22 protein-coding genes are annotated in these 19,845 nt (G+C 58.8%); 17 read left to right on the forward strand and 5 right to left on the reverse strand.

Annotation, left to right across the window (positions count from 1 at the left end):
* The first annotated feature begins 237 nt into the window (after positions 1–237).
* The 7 genes from miaA (at position 238) to MP439_03140 (ending at position 7,882) form a co-directional block, all read left to right on the forward strand.
* Entirely contained in the window at positions 238–2,394 is a 2,157-nt protein-coding gene (gene miaA / locus MP439_03110) for a tRNA (adenosine(37)-N6)-dimethylallyltransferase MiaA (GenBank protein ID MCI2975049.1), read from the forward strand.
* Positions 2,391–3,740, forward strand: a complete 1,350-nt coding sequence (hflX, locus tag MP439_03115; protein ID MCI2975050.1) for a GTPase HflX — start codon at positions 2,391–2,393, stop codon at positions 3,738–3,740. Before miaA ends, hflX begins: the two co-directional genes overlap by 4 nt.
* Positions 3,741–3,824: 84 nt before the next feature.
* Positions 3,825–4,928: an aminotransferase class I/II-fold pyridoxal phosphate-dependent enzyme gene (locus MP439_03120; protein MCI2975051.1), complete on the forward strand. Its 1,104-nt coding sequence runs from the start codon at positions 3,825–3,827 to the stop codon at positions 4,926–4,928.
* Between the two features lie 34 nt (positions 4,929–4,962).
* Positions 4,963–5,787 (forward strand): 2,3,4,5-tetrahydropyridine-2,6-dicarboxylate N-succinyltransferase, encoded by an 825-nt coding sequence (locus MP439_03125; protein MCI2975052.1) that lies wholly within the window; start codon positions 4,963–4,965, stop codon positions 5,785–5,787.
* The gene (gene dapE, locus MP439_03130; protein ID MCI2975053.1) at positions 5,788–6,888 is read left to right on the forward strand and encodes a succinyl-diaminopimelate desuccinylase; all 1,101 of its coding nucleotides are present in this window, start codon (positions 5,788–5,790) and stop codon (positions 6,886–6,888) included. It begins immediately after the preceding gene.
* A gap of 251 nt (positions 6,889–7,139) precedes the next feature.
* Positions 7,140–7,472 (forward strand): hypothetical protein, encoded by a 333-nt coding sequence (locus MP439_03135; GenBank protein ID MCI2975054.1) that lies wholly within the window; start codon positions 7,140–7,142, stop codon positions 7,470–7,472.
* Between the two features lie 104 nt (positions 7,473–7,576).
* Positions 7,577–7,882 carry a transposase gene (locus tag MP439_03140; protein MCI2975055.1) on the forward strand — a complete coding sequence of 102 codons (306 nt, stop codon included), beginning with the start codon at positions 7,577–7,579 and terminating at the stop codon, positions 7,880–7,882.
* A gap of 273 nt (positions 7,883–8,155) precedes the next feature.
* Here the strand turns inward: MP439_03140 and MP439_03145 are convergent, their stop codons facing one another.
* Together MP439_03145 and MP439_03150 are read right to left on the reverse strand one after the other, a co-directional pair.
* Positions 8,156–8,821: a response regulator transcription factor gene (locus tag MP439_03145; GenBank protein MCI2975056.1), complete on the reverse strand. Its 666-nt coding sequence runs from the start codon at positions 8,819–8,821 to the stop codon at positions 8,156–8,158.
* Positions 8,818–10,077, reverse strand: a complete 1,260-nt coding sequence (locus MP439_03150) for a sensor histidine kinase (protein MCI2975057.1) — start codon at positions 10,075–10,077, stop codon at positions 8,818–8,820. Before MP439_03150 ends, MP439_03145 begins: the two co-directional genes overlap by 4 nt.
* A gap of 204 nt (positions 10,078–10,281) precedes the next feature.
* On the opposite strand from MP439_03150, the gene MP439_03155 reads away from it, so the two are divergent.
* Positions 10,282–10,707 carry a DUF6069 family protein gene (locus MP439_03155; GenBank protein ID MCI2975058.1) on the forward strand — a complete coding sequence of 142 codons (426 nt, stop codon included), beginning with the start codon at positions 10,282–10,284 and terminating at the stop codon, positions 10,705–10,707.
* Between the two features lie 311 nt (positions 10,708–11,018).
* Here MP439_03155 and lexA read toward each other — a convergent pair whose 3' ends face one another.
* On the reverse strand, positions 11,019–11,633 hold the full coding sequence (gene lexA / locus MP439_03160; protein MCI2975059.1) for a transcriptional repressor LexA: 615 nt from the start codon (positions 11,631–11,633) through the stop codon (positions 11,019–11,021).
* Positions 11,634–11,767: 134 nt separating this feature from the next.
* On the opposite strand from lexA, the gene nrdR reads away from it, so the two are divergent.
* Both nrdR and MP439_03170 read left to right on the forward strand, forming a co-directional pair.
* Positions 11,768–12,256: a transcriptional regulator NrdR gene (gene nrdR, locus MP439_03165; protein ID MCI2975060.1), complete on the forward strand. Its 489-nt coding sequence runs from the start codon at positions 11,768–11,770 to the stop codon at positions 12,254–12,256.
* The gene (locus tag MP439_03170; protein MCI2975061.1) at positions 12,253–12,693 is read left to right on the forward strand and encodes an SRPBCC family protein; all 441 of its coding nucleotides are present in this window, start codon (positions 12,253–12,255) and stop codon (positions 12,691–12,693) included. Before nrdR ends, MP439_03170 begins: the two co-directional genes overlap by 4 nt.
* A 153-nt stretch (positions 12,694–12,846) precedes the next feature.
* Here the strand turns inward: MP439_03170 and MP439_03175 are convergent, their stop codons facing one another.
* Positions 12,847–13,635: an inositol monophosphatase gene (locus MP439_03175; GenBank protein MCI2975062.1), complete on the reverse strand. Its 789-nt coding sequence runs from the start codon at positions 13,633–13,635 to the stop codon at positions 12,847–12,849.
* A 58-nt stretch (positions 13,636–13,693) separates the two neighbouring features.
* On the opposite strand from MP439_03175, the gene MP439_03180 reads away from it, so the two are divergent.
* From MP439_03180 to MP439_03210, 7 genes are all read left to right on the forward strand, one after another.
* Complete coding sequence (locus tag MP439_03180) at positions 13,694–14,707, forward strand: aminotransferase class I/II-fold pyridoxal phosphate-dependent enzyme (protein ID MCI2975063.1); 1,014 nt, start codon at positions 13,694–13,696, stop codon at positions 14,705–14,707.
* 14 nt (positions 14,708–14,721) lie between these two features.
* Positions 14,722–15,426, forward strand: coding sequence for a PIG-L family deacetylase (locus MP439_03185; GenBank protein MCI2975064.1), 705 nt, complete (start codon positions 14,722–14,724; stop codon positions 15,424–15,426).
* The gene (locus MP439_03190) at positions 15,426–15,785 is read left to right on the forward strand and encodes a hypothetical protein (protein MCI2975065.1); all 360 of its coding nucleotides are present in this window, start codon (positions 15,426–15,428) and stop codon (positions 15,783–15,785) included. The genes MP439_03185 and MP439_03190 overlap by 1 nt, the downstream gene beginning before the upstream one ends.
* A 138-nt stretch (positions 15,786–15,923) precedes the next feature.
* Entirely contained in the window at positions 15,924–16,280 is a 357-nt protein-coding gene (locus MP439_03195) for a DUF3040 domain-containing protein (GenBank protein ID MCI2975066.1), read from the forward strand.
* Positions 16,281–16,445: 165 nt separating this feature from the next.
* Positions 16,446–17,759: an acyl-CoA dehydrogenase family protein gene (locus tag MP439_03200; GenBank protein ID MCI2975067.1), complete on the forward strand. Its 1,314-nt coding sequence runs from the start codon at positions 16,446–16,448 to the stop codon at positions 17,757–17,759.
* A 205-nt stretch (positions 17,760–17,964) separates the two neighbouring features.
* Positions 17,965–18,102, forward strand: a complete 138-nt coding sequence (locus tag MP439_03205; protein MCI2975068.1) for a hypothetical protein — start codon at positions 17,965–17,967, stop codon at positions 18,100–18,102.
* Positions 18,103–18,106: 4 nt separating this feature from the next.
* Positions 18,107–18,670: an HNH endonuclease gene (locus MP439_03210; protein ID MCI2975069.1), complete on the forward strand. Its 564-nt coding sequence runs from the start codon at positions 18,107–18,109 to the stop codon at positions 18,668–18,670.
* 74 nt (positions 18,671–18,744) lie between these two features.
* On the opposite strand, the gene MP439_03215 is transcribed toward MP439_03210, so the two are convergent.
* Entirely contained in the window at positions 18,745–19,296 is a 552-nt protein-coding gene (locus tag MP439_03215) for a hypothetical protein (protein ID MCI2975070.1), read from the reverse strand.
* Positions 19,297–19,845: the final 549 nt, after the last annotated feature.

Below are 19,845 nucleotides of genomic sequence, written 5' to 3' on the forward strand. Positions count from 1 at the left end.
AGGTCCAGTGGAGTTCAAACCGGCCGAGGGTCAACGATTCGGATTGCAACCCGCTGGACTACAACTGACCGGGTGGAAAGCGGCTGACCTGCAGCCAAGCCAGACGCTGATGCCTGCCACAAGGTGCACGAGGGACACAGGGTCGATGTGCCCGAACCAGCGACACCTGATCCAACGACAGAGTGCAATAGCGATCATGATGGCAGGTGACCCACGCACGCGATAGGCGGGTTAGCTTTGGTTGGGCCGACGGCATCGGGCAAGAGCGAGCTCGCCGAAGTCGTCGCTCGTCGTCATCGTGACCTGGTGCCGATTGCGGTTGACGCCTTGTCAGTCTATGACGGCCTAGAGATCACGACGGCCATGCCCAACCGCCGGGTTATTGGCGAGCTTGGTTACCGTTGTGTAGCTCATGTTCCGATCGATCAAGAGTACTCCTTGGGCCAGTTTCTCGCTGACCTCGAACCCGAGCTTGTCGAGCTCGCTTCTAAGGGCCGCGCGCCGCTCTTCGTTGGCGGGACGGCGCTATGGGTGCGGGCTATCGTCAATGGCTTTCGCCCCCCGCAAGGTGCCCATGGCCTTCGATCTTGGCTCGAAGCGAGGCTGATCGATGAGGGAGATGACCGTTCGGCCCATCAGCTACTCACCCAGCTTGATCCACTGGCTAGCAAGGGGATCGACTCTCGAAATCGTCGAAGGTTAGTGCGGGCCCTCGAGGTCGCGCTCGCGAGCGGCGGGACAGAGACGGTGGCTGGTGATCGACTCGGCACCGACGCTACGCCGCGCTATCACCAGATTGGTATCCAACGATCTGGTGCAGAGCTTGAGCGACGGATCGAGGCTCGGATCGAGGCGCAACTAGCCCAAGGTTGGGTTGAAGAGGTCGAGCAGGTGCTTGCGCGCAACCCGTCGCGGACCGCACGGATGGCCATTGGGGTCGCTGAGATCAGCTCCTATCTCGTGGGGGCCTGCTCGTTCGATGAGGCTATTGCTATCATCAATCGACGCACGAGGCGGCTAGCAAAACGTCAGCTCGCCTGGTTACGTCGAGACGAGCGCATCATCTGGGTGTCGAGTATCGACGAAGGGGTTGCGGTGCTCGATCGGTTGATCGACTCCCTTCATGCCGAAGGCGTTGCCCCACTCCAAACGGTGTCGAAGGCACCGACAACTGCGCAGGCAACGTTGCAACCAGCTAGAGCCACGCACGCAAAGGAAGAAGCCCAAGACCTCACCGGGAGCGCTGGTGCCGCGATGTTGTCATCGGAGGCACCAAACGACGATCGCGCGGCACTGGGGGAGAAAAAGCGGGTGAGTCGTCGCAGAACCAATGAAGGGATAAGAGCTGGCATGGAGCTTGTAAAGCTGTCAGGAGCAGGAAACGACTTTCTCATCGGAGATGTCCCAACGGGGCCAATGCCCGATGCTGAGACCATCACAGCGCTGTTGAATCGTAGCTATGGCGTTGGGGCAGACGGTCTGATTCTTGTCGATCTTGATGATCGTGGTCTACCGATCATGCATCTGTTCAACCAGGACGGTAGCCGAGCCGAGATGAGCGGCAATGGTCTGCGCTGTCTCGGCCATTATCTGGTGCAGTGCCACGCCTTTGGCCCCTCGTTTAATGTCGCTACCGATGCGGGCAAGCGAAGCTACCAGCTTGTTGAACAAAGTGATTGGGCGTGGACCGGTGAGACCACGATGGGCGACGTCGCGATCGTTGCTGACGAAGCCAACAGCTTTCTCGTTAATGTTGGTAACCCGCATCGCGTAATTGTGATGGCGACCCTTGCAGAGCTTGAGGCCATCGATATCGCACGTGAGGGTGCCTATCACCAGGAGATGGCGTCGACAACCGGTGGGATCAACGTCGAATGGATCGTGCGCAGCGAGGATGGTTGTGTGATGCGGGTATATGAGCGAGGGGTTGGGCCAACTATGGCTTGTGGCACTGGGTCAGTAGCTTCAGCCAGCGTCGCACGTCATTTGGGATGGATTCATGATTACGCCGTCGTTGAGAACCCTGGCGGCGACCTTGTCGTGCGATTTGCGGCCCCCAGGAGCGTTGAGCGACCGGTTGACCAACGACAGCTCGGTGTGGAGCGTCTCATCGGGGTGGATGGTTTGCGCGAGCAAGAGGGGGTGGAATCGACTGATGAGCGCGCTGTGTCGAGTGCAAGTGAGCAGAACCGAACGGTGCAAGGTTTGGCCGTGGGTGTAATGGCAGATCGTGAAGAGGTCAGTCCGGTTCGGGCCTATCTGGGTGAACAGGACCATCTGGGTGAACAGTCCGGCCCTAGGGAGACGGCCAATCTCGGTGAAGAGGTATGGCTTAGGGGCCCATCGTTGTACGTGGCAGATATCTCTCCAGCAAGGTGGTTGTTAAACGCATGACACTGATCGAACGCAGTTTTCAAGAACGCATCCTCCTCGTTGGAGTGGCGCCAAGTGGGCGCGAGCGCCAGGTCGTGAACGACCAACTCGATGAACTCGCCAGCCTGGTCGATACTGCCGGAGCACTGGTTGTCCATCGCGAAATCCAGGTGCGCGAACGACCCGACCCTGCGACCTACATCGGTAAAGGCAAAGTTGAAGAGCTCGCGGCGCTGTCGGAGAGCTTCGACGTTGACACCGTCGTCTTTGACGACGAACTCACGCCGGGCCAACAACGCAACTTGGAGAAGGTGCTCGGCAGAACCGCGATTGATCGCACCGCAGTCATTTTGGATGTCTTTGCCCAAAACGCTCGGAGCCAGGAGGGTAAGGCGCAGGTGGAGCTTGCGCTGTTGCGCTATCGACTGCCTCGCCTCGTTGGGCACCGTACGAACCTGTCCCAGCAGGTAGGTCGTATCGGCACACGAGGGCCAGGTGAGACCAAGCTTGAAGAAGATCGTCGCCGCATTCAAGAGCGGATCTCGCAACTGCGTCGCGAACTCGCCTCCCTCGAGCGCCAACGGCGGCTGCAACGAAAGTCTCGTCTGCTTGGCCGCAATGCCCAGGTTGCGCTTGTTGGCTATACGAACGTCGGTAAGTCGTCGCTTCTCAACGCCCTGACCGGCGCTGACGTTTTGGTTGAGAACCGGCTCTTTGCCACCCTTGACCCTCGCACCCGTCGCCTCAAGCTTCCAGGAGGAGAGACCATTCTGATTGCTGACACGGTTGGTTTCATTCGCAAGCTACCGCACCAACTTGTCGAGGCCTTCCGCTCGACGCTTGACGCTGTGGCTGAGGCCGATCTTCTTATCCACGTGGTCGATGCCTCCAGCCTGCATGCGTTGGACCAGATGCGTGAGGTGCGCGCCACGCTCACCGAGATCGGCGCTGGGCAGGTACCTGAGCTTGTGGTGCTGAACAAAATCGACCTTGGCGAAGCGTCCGATGAGCTAGAGGCGGGCGTGCGGGTCTCGGTCGCGACGGGAGAGGGGATCGATGGTCTGCTCCAAGCGATCGGAGATCGCCTGCGAGCATTGAATCGAGTGGAGGTATTCCACGTGCCCTTCGATCGGGGTGATCTCCTGGCAGAGATTCACCGCGAGGCCGAGGTATTGAGTGAAGAGGTTGAAGACGACCACGTAACGGTGCGAGTGCGAGCTGATGCCCCGGCAACAGCGCTCCTGCGCCAGCATCTCGATCAACGTGGCTACAACGTCGACACTCTTGATAATGTCGAAGATCCCATGCTTCTCGATGATCACATCACCCCCGGACAGCGAGGTGTCGATGAAAGTGGAGGCTGGTGATCTTGGCGGGTACACGCTCGTTTGGAGCTATGCCGAACATGTAATTGTGCCACAAAGTTGCCAAGATGCGGTTAAGGTAAGTCCGTGAACGAGTTTCCTACGACGGGCACCAAAGCGGTCGCTCAGCTGCGTGAACTGGCCTACGAGAGTGGATTCGAGGTTGTTGATGCCTCGGTTGGATCTCCGGTGGACCCGCCTCCAGCGATCGTGCCACGTCTTCTCGCGTCGTCGGGTACTGAGCGTCACTACCCACGCTCAGATGGTTCGAATGCCTTCAAGGATGCGGCACTTGCGTGGATGATGCGTTCCATGGGGGTGGAGCTCGATCCATCCCAGGTTGGTGCCACCATCGGCTCCAAAGAGCTCATCACCACGCTGCCACTCATCCTCGCTCGTCGTCGCCGAGAGCGTGATGTTGTGCTCGTTCCCTCGATTGCCTATCCGAGTTACGCCGCCGGCGCCAAGTGGGCTGGTCTCGAGGTTTATCGCATGCCTGTCGGTCACGATGGCGGGCCGAACTTCGATGCAATTCCTGAGGAGGTGGGCACCAGAGCCCTCCTTGTCTGGGTTAACTCGCCAAACAATCCCTCTGGTATCATCTATGATCTCGCGGCTGCATCGCGTTTTGGCGCCCGTCACGGTGTCATCATCGCCTCGGATGAGTGCTATCGGGATTTCGGTTGGGCTCGCCAGCCCAGCTCAATCCTTGAGCTGGGCACCTCGTCACACCTTGGTGTCTTCTCGCTTTCCAAGCGCTCCAACCTAGCGGGTTTGCGCATTGGGCTCTATGCCGGAGATGCTGATTTGGTGCATGAGATCGCCGAGGCTCGCCGAGAGCTTGGTTTCATGCCGCCGGGGCCGGTGCAAACGGTTGCCGCCGGAGTCTTTGAGGATGAAGAACACGTTCTTGAACAGCGCCGTCGCTACTTCGAACGGCTGAAGTTGTTGGCCGGTTGGCTTGCGCACCTGCTTGATGCACCGGTTCCTCTACCCGATGGTGCCATCTACCTTTGGGTTCCGGTACCGGCGGAGTTCAACCACGATGGAACGGCGCTAGCGACCATGTTGGCGACCAAGTTCGGGCTCGTCGTTGCCCCGGGCTCTGACTATGGGGACCAGGGATTCGTTCGAGTGTCAGCGACCATCTCGTCCAAACAGATGGAGACGCTTGCCTCGCGGATGAGCTAGTTCAGGCAAGGTCGACCGATTAGGTTGAACCACTATGGTCAATCCTGTTGAGATCGAAGCACTCTACGAGCGACGCAGTTCGCTCTCACCTGAAGACGTCGATGCCAGGGCGCTGGTTTTCGACGTGCTGGCCGAGCTAGACCGGGGTGCGATCCGAGTCGCCGAGGTCGATCCGGCCTCAGATGCCGTGGTCGTCCATGATTGGATCAAGAAGGCTATTTTGCTCTCGTTTCGTTTGCGAGGACTCACGACTCACACGGTAGGTCCCTTTGAGTTCGTCGATCGCCTGCCGTTAAAGCGTGACTATGCACGCGCAGGCGTTCGGGTGGTACCTGGCGGATCAGCACGCTTTGGCGCCTATCTCGGGCCCGGTGTGACCCTAATGCCGAGTTATGTCAACATCGGAGCCTTCGTCGGTGCCGAGACGATGGTTGACACCTGGGTGACGGTTGGCTCGTGCGCGCAGGTCGGTGAGCGAGTGCACCTCTCTGGTGGTGTCGGTATTGGTGGTGTTCTTGAACCACCCCAAGCCGTGCCGGTCGTGGTGGGGGATGATGCCTTTATCGGCTCGAGGGCTATGGTGGTCGAGGGCGCACGGGTTGGCCACGGCGCGGTCGTAGGGGCTGGCACGATCGTCACCCCGACGATTCCAATCTATGACCTTGCGACCGGAGCTGAGCTAACCCGTGGTTATATCCCAGCCTGGTCGGTCGCCGTCAGCGGTACTCGACTGCGAGAGACGCCCGGTGGCAGCTTTGGCATGAGTTGCATCCTGATCGTCTCACGACTTGAGCCTGGGCGTCGGCACGAAAAGACCGAGCTCAACGAGATCTTGCGAGACCATGGCGCGGGCTTGTAGATGATGGATGGCGACGACGCACACGCCCGAGCTTCCGATGTTGTTGGCTACGCGCGAGCCTTGCTCGCGATTCCCTCGGTTTCGGGTGAGGAACGGGCAATTGCTGACTACGTGCAAGCCTGCCTCGGAGTCAAAGATGGGTGGACGGTCGAGCGCATCGGCGAGACGGTGATTGCCTCCTGTCCTGGAACTCGATCTGGCCAAGGGCGCAGGGTACTCCTAGCTGGTCACCTCGATACCGTTCCTGGCGCCGATGGTTACCAAGAGGACGACGAGTGTCTGTTTGGTCTCGGTGCCTGCGACATGAAGGGTGGCCTCGCGGTCATGTTGGCGCTGGCGGATGAGGAGCTTGTCAATCCGACCACCCTGGTGTTCTACCCTTGTGAAGAGGTCGCCTTTGACCGTAATGGGTTGCATCAGCTCGGTCCGAGAGAGGCATTCCTGGCTGCGCATGAGCAGGCGGTCCTATTGGAGCCGACCGATGGCGTGGTCGAACTCGGTTGCCAAGGAACCCTACGTCTCAAGCTCGAGCTCCACGGTCGTCGAGCCCACACCTCTCGACCCTGGATGGGCCAGAACGCCATCGATCGTCTCGGGGCGGTGCTAACACGACTTGGCGACTTTGACCGGCGATCTCCAACGCTTGGTGGGGTCGAATTTCGTGAGTCACTCTCGCCGGTGCGAGTCGAGGGTTTCGTCGCCAATAACGTCGTTCCGGATCGCGCTGTGCTCTGGATCAACTACCGGTTCGCGCCAGATCTCGGGATCGCCGAGGCGCAAGACCGAATCATCGACTGGATAGGACCGTTGCTCACCAGCGAGGATGTGATCACCCTCGAGGACGGTGCCCAAGGAGCCTCGCCAACTCAAGTAGGGTTCGAATCCCTGATTGGGCAGGCGGGCCAGGTGCGCGCAAAGCTAGGTTGGACCGATGTGAGTTTTCTGTCCGCCCTTGGCGTGCCATCGGTCAACTATGGGCCCGGTGACCCGCTCTTGGCCCATGGTGGCCACGAGCGCCTCTCGAAGGCGGCACTTTCATCCACCTTAGCGACCCTCATGACATGGATCAACGATGCTAGGATCGGGGCGAAGCGGGGCTGACTCGTGGTCTTGGGAACTGCATATCCAGCGTATGACGACGGCGACCCACAGGTGTCGTAGCCACATTCCCATAATGGGGGTATAAGTGGAATCGGACGACCTCATGGTCTGAGCATGTCGGACTTCTTCAGCCATTATGGTACCGAAGACCAATGCAGAGAGGCTCTCTTTGCTAAGCGGTGGCCCAATGGCTTTGTCTGTCCGAGATGTGCAGGCAGCACTTACTACACCCGAGCACCCAAGCAGTTCATGTGCGCGTCGTGCAGACGTATCACGTCGCTGACAGCAGGCACGCTGATGCACTACACGCAGCTGAGCTTGGGTACGTGGTTCATCGCTATGTGCGTGGACGCCGAATCCAAGAGGGGATCAGTGCAGTTGAACTGGCACGCAAGATTGATGTGCGCTACACGACAGCGTGGTATGTGCTTTGTCGACTCCGCTTAGCTATGAGCCAGTGCGAGGAACAGTACCTGCTCATCGGCGAGGTCGATGTAGATGACATGTTCGTAGGCGGGGTGTCACCTCAGACGGCCGGGGCGCTCAACCCACAAGACCCCCTGTCTCATCGCGGTGAGTCTTGATGAGCATTCGTGCCCAAAGTACCTGCGGGTCACGCCCGTGGAGGGGTGGGACCAGCTCGAAGTGACTAAGCGGGTACTCAACATGATCGATGTGAATGCAACACTTGAAGACAGACGGTATGGGTGGCTTTAACGACCTTTCAGAGACGGGCTACACCCATATCCGGACCATCTCCGCGCACCTAGGCGAGGACGAGCACTTCTCCCCGGTCTTGCACACCCAGATCGCCAACCTCGAGGCCCAGATTCAGGGGACCTATCATCGTCGGCCATCCAAGCGCCACATCGCACCATATCTCGATGAATACTGCTTTCTCTTCCACCGACGACACATCCAAGTCGGAATCATGGACAGACTGCTCAACGCCTGTGCACTGAGCGTACCAATCCGCGTCGCAGAGCACGCCTGAGCGATACCGCACCTACAGAAAGCCTAATAAACGCACGCTTTTGACGGCAAATTCTAAGACCCGACCAGTTTTTCAGGCCCACTGTCTGCCTGGTACTGTAGCGAACACCCACAATTGAGACTGAAACAATAGATTCGAGTCAAATGGACGTACTCCTGTCGTCATACGATGGATATGGAGGCTCGATGATTTTGTGCTAGCTGCGTTGACAGGTGGGCATCTCGTGCTCATCGACCTTTCAACGGGCCCAACGGAGCAGTTGGCATCGATTTACTAAGACAGGGAGGGGCGCACGAGCCCCGTCTCGTAGGCGATCACTACGAGTTGCGCGCGATCACGTACGTTGAGTTTGACCATGATGTGGCTGACGTGTGTCTTCGCGGTCAGCGGACTGAGATACAGCTTCTCGGCGATCTCGGTGTTGTTGAGTCCGGAGCCGACTAGCACGAGGACCTCGCGCTCGCGATCACTCAGGGTGTTGAGCGTCTGGTTGTTGATGGGGGTTGGTGTACTCCGACTCGCGATGGTGGCTAAGAGAGATCGGGTCACACTTGGGGAGAGTAGGGCTTCTCCCTGATGGACGACACGAACGGCGTTGATCAACTCCGCCGGTTCGCTGTCTTTAACCAGGAATCCACTGGCTCCGTTACGAATGGCCTCGACGATGTAGTCGTCTTCGGCGAAGGTGGTCAGCATGATGATTCGCGTGCTGGCTAGCTGTGGATCTGAGGCGATGACCTCGGTAGCTTTGAGGCCGTCCATGATTGGCATTCGGATATCCATGAGAACGACGTCGATGGGTTGTGACCGCAAGAGATCGATGGCGCTGGCGCCATCGGCAGCCTCGCCAACCACTTCGATGTCCTCGGCTGACTCCAAGAGCACCCGCAGACCCGCTCGAATCAGCGCTTGGTCGTCGACGAGGAGGAGACGTATCATCGGTGCTGGCCACTGGTGGTGGAGCTTGAACGCGGCGCCGACGTCTGGGTCCCAGGCTCTGGGCGAGTTGCCTCTTGACTCAGTGGCAATACCACGCGGACGCGAAAGCCTCCTCCTTCGAGCGAGCTTGCCGAGAAGAAGCCCGCCAGCGAACGCACACGCTCTTGCATGCCGATGAGTCCTGATCCTGACCCTTGTTGAAACGCCGCGGTTGCATCACCGGCGGTGTTATCGATCTGAATCGTCAATGCTTCAGGGGCGTAGGTCAGTTCTACGGTCGTTGCCGCGTCGCTGGCGTGGCGGGCGACGTTGGTGAGTGCCTCTTGAACGATGCGAAAGCTTGCAAGCGCCACCGCAGCTGGGGGTTCGACAGGATCACCTTGGATGCGGAGTGTGGTCTCCATGCCAAGAGCGTTGACCTTCTCAACCAGACCTTGAATGGCTGATAGGTCGGGAACGATCGCGCTGTGATCGTCCTCGTGTCCCGGTGGCCGCATAATGGCCAGGATAGACCGAAGCTCTTGGAGTGCGGACTTACTGGCTGCGTGGATCTCTCCGATTGCTTGTGACGCGCGTTGGGGATCGCTCGTCAGCAGGAGTTGAGCGGCACTGGCTTGGATGTTGATCATGGCCATCGTGTGGGCGACCACGTCGTGGAGTTCACGAGCGATCCTCATGCGCTCCTCGTTGATGATCCCGCGCACCTCCTCCTCGCGTGCTCGTTCGGCATCGGCTTGGCGGCCCCGAGCCTCCAAATGCCACAGTTGTCGAGCAGAAGCGACATTGCCGAGGGCGAATGCGGTGATCATCTCGGGCCACATCGTCAGCCCTGGGCCCCCGATCCATCCGAAGGGGCCGAGTGCGCCGTTGGCAACCCAGAGTGCGATCGCACCGAGGATGCCGATCGGTATTGCCCGGTGCCAACTAGTGCTCTTAGCCATCCAGAACAGCGCCACGAGGATAGGGACAAGCATGGCTCCGTTGAGTTGGCCAAGGGCGGACCAGCCCATAGCCGCCAGGATCGTGAAGATGAAGACAGCAATCGAGTATTTGCGAACAAACAGGATAGCTAGGGCGCTTGCCAGTGGCAATGCAAATGCCACCAATCCCGGGTGTGTACTGAGATGAAGCCCTCCATAGTGGTTGTGAGGATAGGCCTCTACGTACGCGCCAATGACGGTTAAGAGGGCGACGAAAGCCGTGCCGATGGGTATCGGCCAGAACTTCGATTGTCGTAGGGAAGTCAAGGTATTCATTGCTTATCCAGCGTAGGGGGATTGTGCGTAGCGATATCTACCACCCAGGTTGTCCCTTGACCTACTCCCAATGGAGTAGTCATAGGCTCCGCTCGTATGAGTAAAGGTGACACCTTGTGGGTCATGACCGATGAGACGGGGGCCAAATAGGTTACTCGATAGCGATGCAGTGGGCATGGCGAGCAACCAAAGGAGAAGAAACCAATGACAACGGTATTGAATCGAGTACAACAACAACGCAGTCCCATGAAGATGAGGATGTTTGCCGTTCACAATGGTGTCTTGGCGGCCATCATTGTCTGGGTCGTCGAGGTCCATGTCCTCGGCATCCACCTTGGAATTCGTTTTGGAACCGGAGCGGCAACGACGTTAGGGCTCGGTCAGATTATCGGTGTAAGTTTGGCAGCCTCACTAGCGGGGTGGGCGTTACTCGCGATCATGGAGCGCAAATTTGCCCAGCCACGTGTTGCCTGGACGGTGATCGCGGTTGGGGCACTGGTTCTCTCACTCGGACTTCCGTTCGCGGCCACCACCACCGCAGCTATGGTGGGGCTGATTATCATGCACCTCTCCGTTGGAGCTGGGGTGATCCCGTTCATGTACTGGTCCCGGACCCAAGACGCCGCCTAACGGTTGGCGAGGTCCAGGTTTCACCTGGCCAAACGCATACGCCAAAACCCTTCGGTTGATGGACGGGCTCGTGAGTCCTCATCGATTGAAGGGTTCTGGCATGCCATGGCTTGCGCGATCGACGATTGTGACAAGACAATATCACGGCAATGATTCCTTTGCTATGAGCATCGCGTCAGTGGGACAGAGTAAAGCCACACGCTTGGAACCCACGATATCACGGGAGTTTGCTTTCGATTGGAGCAAGCTCGCCAGGACATCAATGTCGCCTGGTGGCCAGCTTCGTGCCAAACGCCAGGGCAGCGCTTGGGTCACAGGTTCCGCCAGATGGCGATGACCTTGCCCTGGACCCTTCCGCGTTGGGTAATCTCAGTTGGGATTTGGAGGTTGGGGTCGCGGCGGTTGCGAGCTTCAAGCAGAACTCGGCTGCCGACCTTGCGCAAAATCTTGATAGTCCCAAATTGATCATCGATGGTGGCGATGACGACATCACCGTCGTTGGCGTCGGTCTGCTGATGAACGATGGCGTAGTCACCGTCGAAGATGCCCGCGTCGATCATCGAATCACCGCGGACGCGGAGGGCGAAGTGATCGCCACTGCCTAGCATCGATGAAGGAATGGCGAGCGTGTCGTTCGCGTCGGCGTCGGCTAAGACCGAGTAGCCAGCGCCAACTTCGGCAAGGAGCGGAATTTCGACGGCCCGGGGTGGCTCGTCAGTGAGCGAGATGGCGCGCGAGCGGGTCGGATCGCGATGGATGAGTCCATCGGTCTCCAGCCGGCGGAGGTGATGTTGAACGGATGCCGGTGATGCAAGACCAACGCGTTGTCCTATCTCGCGGATTGAGGGTGGGTACCCTCGCGTATCGAGGGTTTCTTTGAGAAAGCTGATGATCGCTGTTCGCACCTCATCGTTGGTTCGCGGCACCATATCCCCTTTCTGTCTGGTATCAGTGTAGCAGACGTTCTCGTACAGATGTTTAGTCGTCGTTGTTCCTGCTCAGCGGGTAGGCTTAGCCAAGGAAACCTCATTAGGACCCCCAGTGAAGGATTGAACGTTCGGTGCGATGCCCCTTTTGTAACGCGGATGACACTCGAGTGATCGAATCTCGGGTTGTCGAGGATGGCGAGGCGATTCGTCGGCGCCGCGAGTGTGCGAGTTGTGCGCGCCGTTTTACAACCTTCGAGCGCTATGCTCGAGTCAAGACGATGGTGGTAAAGCGAACCGGCGCCCTCGAGGAGTTCGATCGCGAGAAGATCGTTCGAGGCATGCGGGCTGCACTCAAAAACCGCCCGGTCTCATCGATGGATGTCGATCGGGTTGTCTCCGAACTCGAGGAGCAACTGCGCCCGCTGAGTGAAGTCACCTCGACGGAGATCGGATTGCAGATCCTCGAGCACCTGCGCACCCTCGACGAGGTTGGATACCTGCGATTTGCGAGCGTCTACAAGAACTTTGACGGCGTCGATGACTTCCGCCGTGAGGTTTCGGAAATTGACGACCGTAGTTTTACGTTGCGTAAGAAAGAAGATGAAGGAGGGCCGGTATGAACCGAGTCAAGAGTACCGAGATTACCATTCATGCGCCCGCCGCCGAGATTTTTGACTACCTGGCTCGTCCAGCGAACCACATCACAGTCGATGGCTCTGACACCGTCCGAAACGTGTTGGTTGGGCCTGATCGGTTGTATCCGGGTGCCAAGTTTCGCATGAAGATGTTTCTTGTTGTTCCCTACACCATCACCAACACTGTCGTCACGTTCGAAGAGGGTCGCGAGATCGCCTGGCGACACTCTGGACGCCACGTGTGGCGCTATCGGCTAGAAGATCTTGGCGATTCCAACACCAAGGTCATCGAGTCATTCGAGTGGGACAAGGCTCCACTGCGTTACATCTACGAACTGACTGGTGTCCCGAACAGAAATCTGACCGCAATGGCCAAGACGCTCGTCAATCTCAAAGAGCGCTTTGAGGCGCCTGCGGCCTAAGAATTCCGCCCGGACCTCGTTGCCAGGCGATGTGGACCGTTCGATTGATGTTGTCACGGTCGAGTTCGTGCTCTGGGCGATAGTCGGCATACCGTCCGTCACATTGATTAAGTATTCTGGAGCGGCACTGCTCGTCGACACTGCTCTGTGCTGTTAGGCCAGGCGCGCTTGTTGTTCGTAGAGGCTTACCACTCGGGTGCGCAGGGCCTCAAAGAGCTCTGGTCCAGCCGCAACTGTGAGTGGGTCATCGCCGATTCCTGGCAAGTCGGTAGCGATCAACGCACCTGCTTCGCTGGCGACGAGCGACGCCGCAGCCCAGTCCCAGACCTTGAGACCGGTCTCGAAGTAGCCATCAATTCTCCCAGCCGCCGTCCAGCAGATGTCGATTGCAGCAGCTCCAAAGCGACGAATGTCGCGAATGTTTGCAATGATGTTCGCGAGCACTAGGGCTTGGATGGTACGGGTAGCGGGGCGGTAACCGAAGCCAGTGCCGCACAGGGCTTGAGAGAGCTCTAACTGATGACTCGCCTCAAGCGGCTGATCATTGCAGGTTGCCCCCTGGCCCTTGACGGCCATAAAGAGCTCATCGTGGCCGACGTCGTAGACGAGTCCTACCATAACAACGCCGTCGACCTCGGCAGCGATCGAGATGGCATATGCCGGGATGGCGTAGCTGTAGTTGACGGTTCCATCGATTGGATCAACGATCCAACGAACGGTGCTTTGTTGGTCACTCGCGCCGTACTCCTCACCGACGAAGGCGTCGTTTGGGCGTTGTGAGGCGATGGTGGTGCGGATGGCGCGTTCGAGTGCCCGATCAGCGGCGGTTACCGGGTCGGTTGCCGAGGATTTTGTGTCGATGACTCGTCGTGATTGTTTGGGCAAGGTAGCGCGAGCAGCGCCGAGGGCATCAAGGGCTACGGGAAGGAGTTCATGATTCACACTCCCAAGTTAGCGCGCCAGACGTGCGGGGTGGACGAGAGAGCCTAAAGTAGGAGAGATGCAAGTGATCGACCTCCGCTCTGATACCGTCACCAAGCCCTCGGCCGCCATGCGGGCCTTCATGATGGAGGCTGAGGTTGGCGATGACGGCTATGGCGAAGATCCCACGGTCGCTGAGCTGGAGCGTCGCGTGGCCGACCTGGTTGGCCTAGAGGCAGGTCTCTTTGTGGCATCTGGCACGATGGGTAATCAGGTGGCGCTGCGAAGCCTTACCCAGCCTGGAGACCCGGTGATCGTCGCGGCCCGGGCTCATCTGCTCCAGTTCGAGGCTGGTGCGTCAGCCAAGAACGCGAGCATTCAACTGCTGTCGGTTGACGACACCCATGGGTACATCGATCCCGATCAGGTCAGTGATTTAGTGCGCCAATATCGGCGGCTGCATAACCCCATTCGGCTGATCGCCATCGAAAACACGCACATGCCAAGTGGGGGCATCCCGGTCGACGCCAACGCGATGGGCGCATTGATGGATGCGGCCGATGGTACCCCAATCTACATCGATGGAGCACGGTTATGGAATGCGGCCACAGCCCTCGAGGTCGAGCCATCGGTCTTGTGCCGCGGTGCTGTCGCGGTGAGCACGTGTCTCTCGAAAGGATTGGCGGCACCGATGGGTTCGGTGTTGACTGGATCAGCGGAGCTGATCGGACGAGCACGTGTCGAGCGTGCCAGACTTGGCGGTCGTCTGCGACAGGCCGGCATCATGGCAGCGGGGGGTATTTTCGCGCTGGCACAGAATCGCGTTCGACTCGCCGACGATCACCGACGCGCTCGGCTGCTTGCTGATTTGATTCGGACTCAACTGCCAGCCTCGGTTGCCGATGTTTCGGAGGTGTTTACCAACATCGTCCTTGTGACCGTCGATGATCCTAGTCATCGCGTCGAGGCGCTAGCCAAGGCCGGCGTGCTCTGTAACGTGTTGCCCGCGGGCCAACTGCGCCTTGTGACCCATGCTGATCTCGATGATGCCGCGATCGAGCTGGCTGCGAGTCGCATCGCGGCGAGTCTATAGCGGTCTGACCTCTCGTGCACCTTTATACCGCGACTCCTGATAGCGCCCTCGCTATCTTTGCTCACCCCGATGACGGTGAGATCTCTTGTGGAGGTACCCTTGCCAAGTGGGCAGCCCAGGGCTGTCATGTGATCCTTGCCGTGGCGACACAAGGGGATAAGGGGGGTGATGGTGGTGATCCCGGGAAGGTCGCTGCGGAGCGCACCCATGAACTGCTTGAGGCGGGCACGCTGCTCGGCGTCAGCGACGTCATTCAACTCGCCTATCTCGATGGCGAACTCGACAACACGGCCGAATTGCGGCGTCGATTGGTCACGCTCATCCGAAGTTTCCGGCCGCAAGTTGTCCTCACCGGAGATCCGACCGCCGTCTTCTTTGGCGATCTCTATTACAACCATCGCGATCATCGCCAACTCGGTTGGGCGGTGCTCGATGCCGCGTTCCCGGCGGCTCGCCAGCGAGGTTATTTTCCTGAGGCTGGGGAGCCGGCCGATGAGCTTGAGGTACTGCTAGCGGCGACGCTGGAGCCGAACGCGGCCGTTGGCATCGATGGATTTGTCGACAAAAAAGTCCTCGCGATGCAGGCGCATCGCGCACAGTTGGCTCGGTACGAGGATGCCCTCGATGCAGCCGTGAGTGAGCGTGCCCGCCAGGCAGCACGTCAAGCTGGCATGGCTGGGCAAGCCGAACTCTTTCGCCTCGTGCAAGGAGGGGCGTGATGCTCGAAATTCGTGGACCTGGCCACCATGAGCGCAGTGAATTGGCCGCGACCGTGGCGAGAGTGTTATCTTCCTTTGACCGGCAGCTCTGGGTAAAGATGGATATTCGGCCTCGTCTGGCCGCTGATATCGTGGGTGTCTTAAGCGAGGGCGTCAGCCAAGTGCTACTTGCCGGAGAAGGTCTCTATGGTGTAGCATCCAGCCACGAGTTGGTGAACGAAGTACCTAGTGATGTGACGGTGATTGAACTGCGAGCTCTTCCTTATCCGCTTGGCCTGTATGGGGCCACGCAGGAGTTGAGTCCCGAGGAGATCGCAGCACTGCAGCGAGAAGGAGTGCTGATCGATGGGGTTTCCTGAAAGTTCGGCAAGAGTACAAAGAACAATGCGGTGGAATTCCGGTGAACTGGTAGATGTTCTTGGAAGGGTGAGAGCGCAGACGGCTACAATGAATAGTGTTACTTCGTATGAAGGTTGGTTGGTAGGAGAGGAGGAGTCATGCCGCTAAACGAAGACGAGCAGCGGATTCTCCAAGAGATTGAAAAGACCTTCTACGAGAACGACCCGGAGTTTGCTGACCGGGTTCGTTCCGAGACCGTCTACAAGCACGCCGGTCGTAACCTCAAATGGGCAACGCTTGGGTTCATCGTGGGTCTCGCCTTTACCATTTTGACCTTCACGATCTCGGTTGTACTTGGCGCCGTTGGCTTTTTGATCATGCTGGGCTCCGCCGTCTATTTCGAGCGCAACCTTCGACGAGTCGGTCGCGCTTCCCTCCAGGACCTCTCCACTGGCCAGTTCAAGCAGGGTGGATTTAAGTCGATGGGCAAGAAGTTCCGGGGGCAGGACCAGTAAGTTGGGCTCGCACCGGCTTGGTCGCGTATCGGTGTTCCATGCGCGAGGATTCGGTGCACAGCTCGCACGCCTTACCGAGATCTTGTACCGAGTTGGGCTAGCCTCCGAATCCATCTTTGCTGGCGTACGGGCTGGGTATGATTGTTTATTTGGGGGCGAAGGTTCATGGAGTTAGCACTCTCGAGCCAAGCCGAGCAGTTTCGGCTACAGTTTCGGGCTTTCCTCGATGATGAACTGCCACGTGACTTTGGTGGCATCGGTACTTTGGCTCCCGAAGCGGTTGATGAGTTCGTCCAGTGGTGGCGTTCGCGCCTGTATGCAGCCGGCTTTCTCGCCCTCTCGTGGCCCAAGGAGTATGGCGGCCAGGGGCTGGGCGTCGAAAGCGAGATCGTGGTCGCCCAGGAGAGCGCTATCCGAGGGGTTCCCACTGGAGGACCCAACGACCATTTCGGCATTCAAATGCTTGGCAATACCCTGTTGGTGCACGGCAGTGAGGCCCAGCGTCGAGAGTTCTTGCCAAAGATCATTGACGGCAGCTATCGGTTTGCCCAGGGCTATTCAGAGCCCAACGCTGGCTCTGATCTTGCGGCGCTCGCATTGGCAGGTCGCGTCGATGGTGATGAGGTTGTCCTTGATGGCCAAAAGATTTGGACCTCCGAAGCGCACCTGGCAAATTGGATGTTTGTCTTGGCTCGCACCGATCCCCAAGCGCCGAAGCATCGCGGGATCTCGTTTGTTCTGGTGCCCTTAGGTGATCCTGTTGCCGGCGAAGCACCGTCGACGAGTCTTGACCAATCTAGTGTTGGCCAGAGGGGTGCTGCTCACACTCCCCCAGGGCATGAATTGACCAACAACGGTGTCGAGGTCCGACCAATTCGAATGATCTCGGGTAAGTCGGAGTTCAACGAAGTGTTCTTTACCGGCTCGCGTGCGAAGCTCTCTGATGTGGTTGGCGGTCTACACCAGGGTTGGCCGGTGGCGATGACGCTGCTGGGCTTCGAGCGGGGAGAGACGGCAGCGACGCTCCCCATTCGCTTTCAGGCGGAGTTGGATCGCCTTCGAGAGATGATCGAGGATCGCGGCAGTTTTTGCGACCCGGATATCGTCGAGCGATTTATGCTCGCTCAAACTCGACTCTTTGCACTGCGGTCAATGGGATATAGCTGGCTCTCGCGTGTGCTCAAAGGGGAACCCCCAGGCGCTGAATCTTCAATTTTCAAGCTGTTTTGGTCGGAGTACCACCAGTTTGTCACCGAGCTAGCCCTCGATGTGCTGGGCGAGGATGCACTCGTGCTAACGGGACGTCCCAGCTCCTCTGCCTTTCGTACCGACGATGTCGGTGCCCCCAACTCGACTCGCTCTTGGGATGAGGTATTCCTCCATGCTCGAGCCGGGACGATCTATGCCGGGACGTCTGAGATTCAGCGGTCGATCATCGGGGAGCGCATTCTTGGGCTTCCACGTGAGCCTCGGTTATGATGATCGAAGCCTTGCGCCAGCTGTGGGCCCTGACGGGTGGATCGCGAGGGCGCCCATACTCCCTGAAGCGCCAGCTCGCTTGGCTGAAGTTTCGGATCGAGACCTATGCGGGCGACGGGGGGAGCATGCGACCCGCGGAGGTTGCCCGCTTTCTCCGGTGGTCGGCGGGGGAGCGTCGTAGCTGGAGGCAGATAGACTGACCGTCATGGGAGGGATTGCCGTCAGCACCATCAATGGGGCATACCGGTATTGGGGTAGCCGTCGTGAGTCGGTTGCACGTCGTCTCCATGTCTATGCCTTTCGGCATCTCTGTCGTATCGATCCCCTGGGGCTGGTGAGGTAAGGCCGTGGCAGGGGTCCTCGTTCTGAATGCGAGCTACGAGGCTCTCTGCGTTGTTTCTACTCATCGGGCGATCGGTCTGGTCGTCGTTGGCAAGGCTGACGTCGTTCTGGAGAGTCCGACCCTCATCCATTCGGCCCGTTTCGTGATGGCTGAGCCATCGGTGATCAAGCTGCGCTATTTCGTGCGCGTGCCCCATTTGCGCAGGGTGGCCCCGACCAAACGCGCGATCTTTGCTCGTGATCAGTATCGGTGTCAGTACTGTGGTGCGCCGGCAGAAAATGTTGACCACGTGATTCCCCGCAGCCGAGGTGGCCCCCACCGTTGGGATAACGTGGTGGCGTCGTGTCGTTCGTGCAATTCGCGCAAGCGAGATCGTCTGCTCTCGGAGACCAACTTTGTGCTGCGGCGGCCACCACAAACTCCACGAGGCCGAACCTCAGCGATCATCTTGTTGGGTTTGATACGCGACGATTGGCTACCGTACCTCGACTATGAACTTCACCTCGAGGAAGGTTCACGGCATGAGCGCTCGTTGGGAGATCGCTCGCTACAAGAGCTAAGCGATTAGCCACCACAGCGGTCACGGTGTTGGCACGAGATGCCGGCATGGTCATGCTCGACCTGAGGTTCCCCGTCTGGTGGCTATGACCCAGTTGGTGTGAGGTCTTGGGTCGCGAGGGACCGCACAGAGGTGAGGTCCTTGTGGGCAAAGATTGGCGTGATGGCGAGGGTATGGGTGACGGTAGTCGCGTGCTGGTTGAGGACCACGAGACCTCGATTGTCGGGCAGCTTGAACCCGTAGGGAACGATGGCCGGCGAGATCAGGACTTCGTCAGGAGACTTGTACGATGCCGTGATCGTGACTGCACTTAAGCCAAATCGTGGCCCAAGATGCTCCAGGGGAATCGTACCTTGGTGGGCATTCGCCAATCCGGGGTAGCCAGACAAGGTGCACGATACTCCCTTGTGTGGGGTGATGGTGAGGATCACAAAGGATGCGTGCGTGCGGGTGGCCGGTACCGTTGCGGTGGTAGTGACGCTTACCTGGGGAGCGCGACACTCCTCTTGTTGGTTGACGAGCCGTTGATGCGTACCGAGTGTCTGCCCCAAGATAAGCCCAATGAAGATGGCGAGGACGGCGATAGCCACAGGAATCTGGAAGGCGCGTCGATAGCTTGGTCGATAAGTTGCCATGAGGTCCTTCGCTAGGAATGAAGATCACCGGTGTTATTTGCCAAAGCTTACCGTCGAAGGCTGCCCAATCGCTCACGGCGACGTTGCATTGGCCTCATCTGGTGGTGACACTCCGACGAGTTGACGCGTTGTGTGTGTCGTTATCACGAGAACCCATCTCGTGTTTGACACGGCGATGGTGTGATCGAGGTTCGTCGAGTCGTTCGTTCGAAGCCGATGTTTGGCACTGGGTCCATGGCGGTCGGCGATTGGGCGAGAGCTGCAAGGGGCGTTGGTGACCCAGGGCCACGCGATCTGGTTGGAGGCTGTCGCTCATCGCAAGGTGAAGTTTGTGTGGTATTCCCGATCAGGAGCCACGGCCGCCGTGGCGCTCATCAAGCCCATCGGAGGCCGACAATCGAGCCGACGCGGTTTTGTTCGATCGACTCGCGCTTGCTCAACTCTGCGCAGATCGACTCGTCAGAGGTACCTTAGCGCACAGGCCTTCGGGAGGGGATTGGGCACACAACCGAGGTCTTCACCGTCGAATGCGAGCGTGATGAGCGCACT

It is taken from the genome of Ferrimicrobium sp. (assembly GCA_022690815.1).
Taxonomy (GTDB): Bacteria; Actinomycetota; Acidimicrobiia; order Acidimicrobiales; family Acidimicrobiaceae; genus Ferrimicrobium.

Coding starts and splice junctions, on each gene's coding strand:
- hflX (MCI2975050.1), top strand. CDS start 2,391: ATGACACTGATCGAACGCAGTTTTCAAGAACGCATCCTCCTCGTTGGA.
- MP439_03180 (MCI2975063.1), top strand. CDS start 13,694: ATGCAAGTGATCGACCTCCGCTCTGATACCGTCACCAAGCCCTCGGCC.
- MP439_03145 (MCI2975056.1), bottom strand. CDS start 8,821: ATGATACGTCTCCTCCTCGTCGACGACCAAGCGCTGATTCGAGCGGGT.
- MP439_03190 (MCI2975065.1), top strand. CDS start 15,426: ATGCTCGAAATTCGTGGACCTGGCCACCATGAGCGCAGTGAATTGGCC.
- MP439_03200 (MCI2975067.1), top strand. CDS start 16,446: ATGGAGTTAGCACTCTCGAGCCAAGCCGAGCAGTTTCGGCTACAGTTT.
- MP439_03125 (MCI2975052.1), top strand. CDS start 4,963: ATGGTCAATCCTGTTGAGATCGAAGCACTCTACGAGCGACGCAGTTCG.
- MP439_03195 (MCI2975066.1), top strand. CDS start 15,924: ATGCCGCTAAACGAAGACGAGCAGCGGATTCTCCAAGAGATTGAAAAG.
- dapE (MCI2975053.1), top strand. CDS start 5,788: ATGATGGATGGCGACGACGCACACGCCCGAGCTTCCGATGTTGTTGGC.
- MP439_03215 (MCI2975070.1), bottom strand. CDS start 19,296: ATGGCAACTTATCGACCAAGCTATCGACGCGCCTTCCAGATTCCTGTG.
- MP439_03150 (MCI2975057.1), bottom strand. CDS start 10,077: ATGAATACCTTGACTTCCCTACGACAATCGAAGTTCTGGCCGATACCC.
- MP439_03155 (MCI2975058.1), top strand. CDS start 10,282: ATGACAACGGTATTGAATCGAGTACAACAACAACGCAGTCCCATGAAG.
- MP439_03205 (MCI2975068.1), top strand. CDS start 17,965: ATGGGAGGGATTGCCGTCAGCACCATCAATGGGGCATACCGGTATTGG.
- MP439_03170 (MCI2975061.1), top strand. CDS start 12,253: ATGAACCGAGTCAAGAGTACCGAGATTACCATTCATGCGCCCGCCGCC.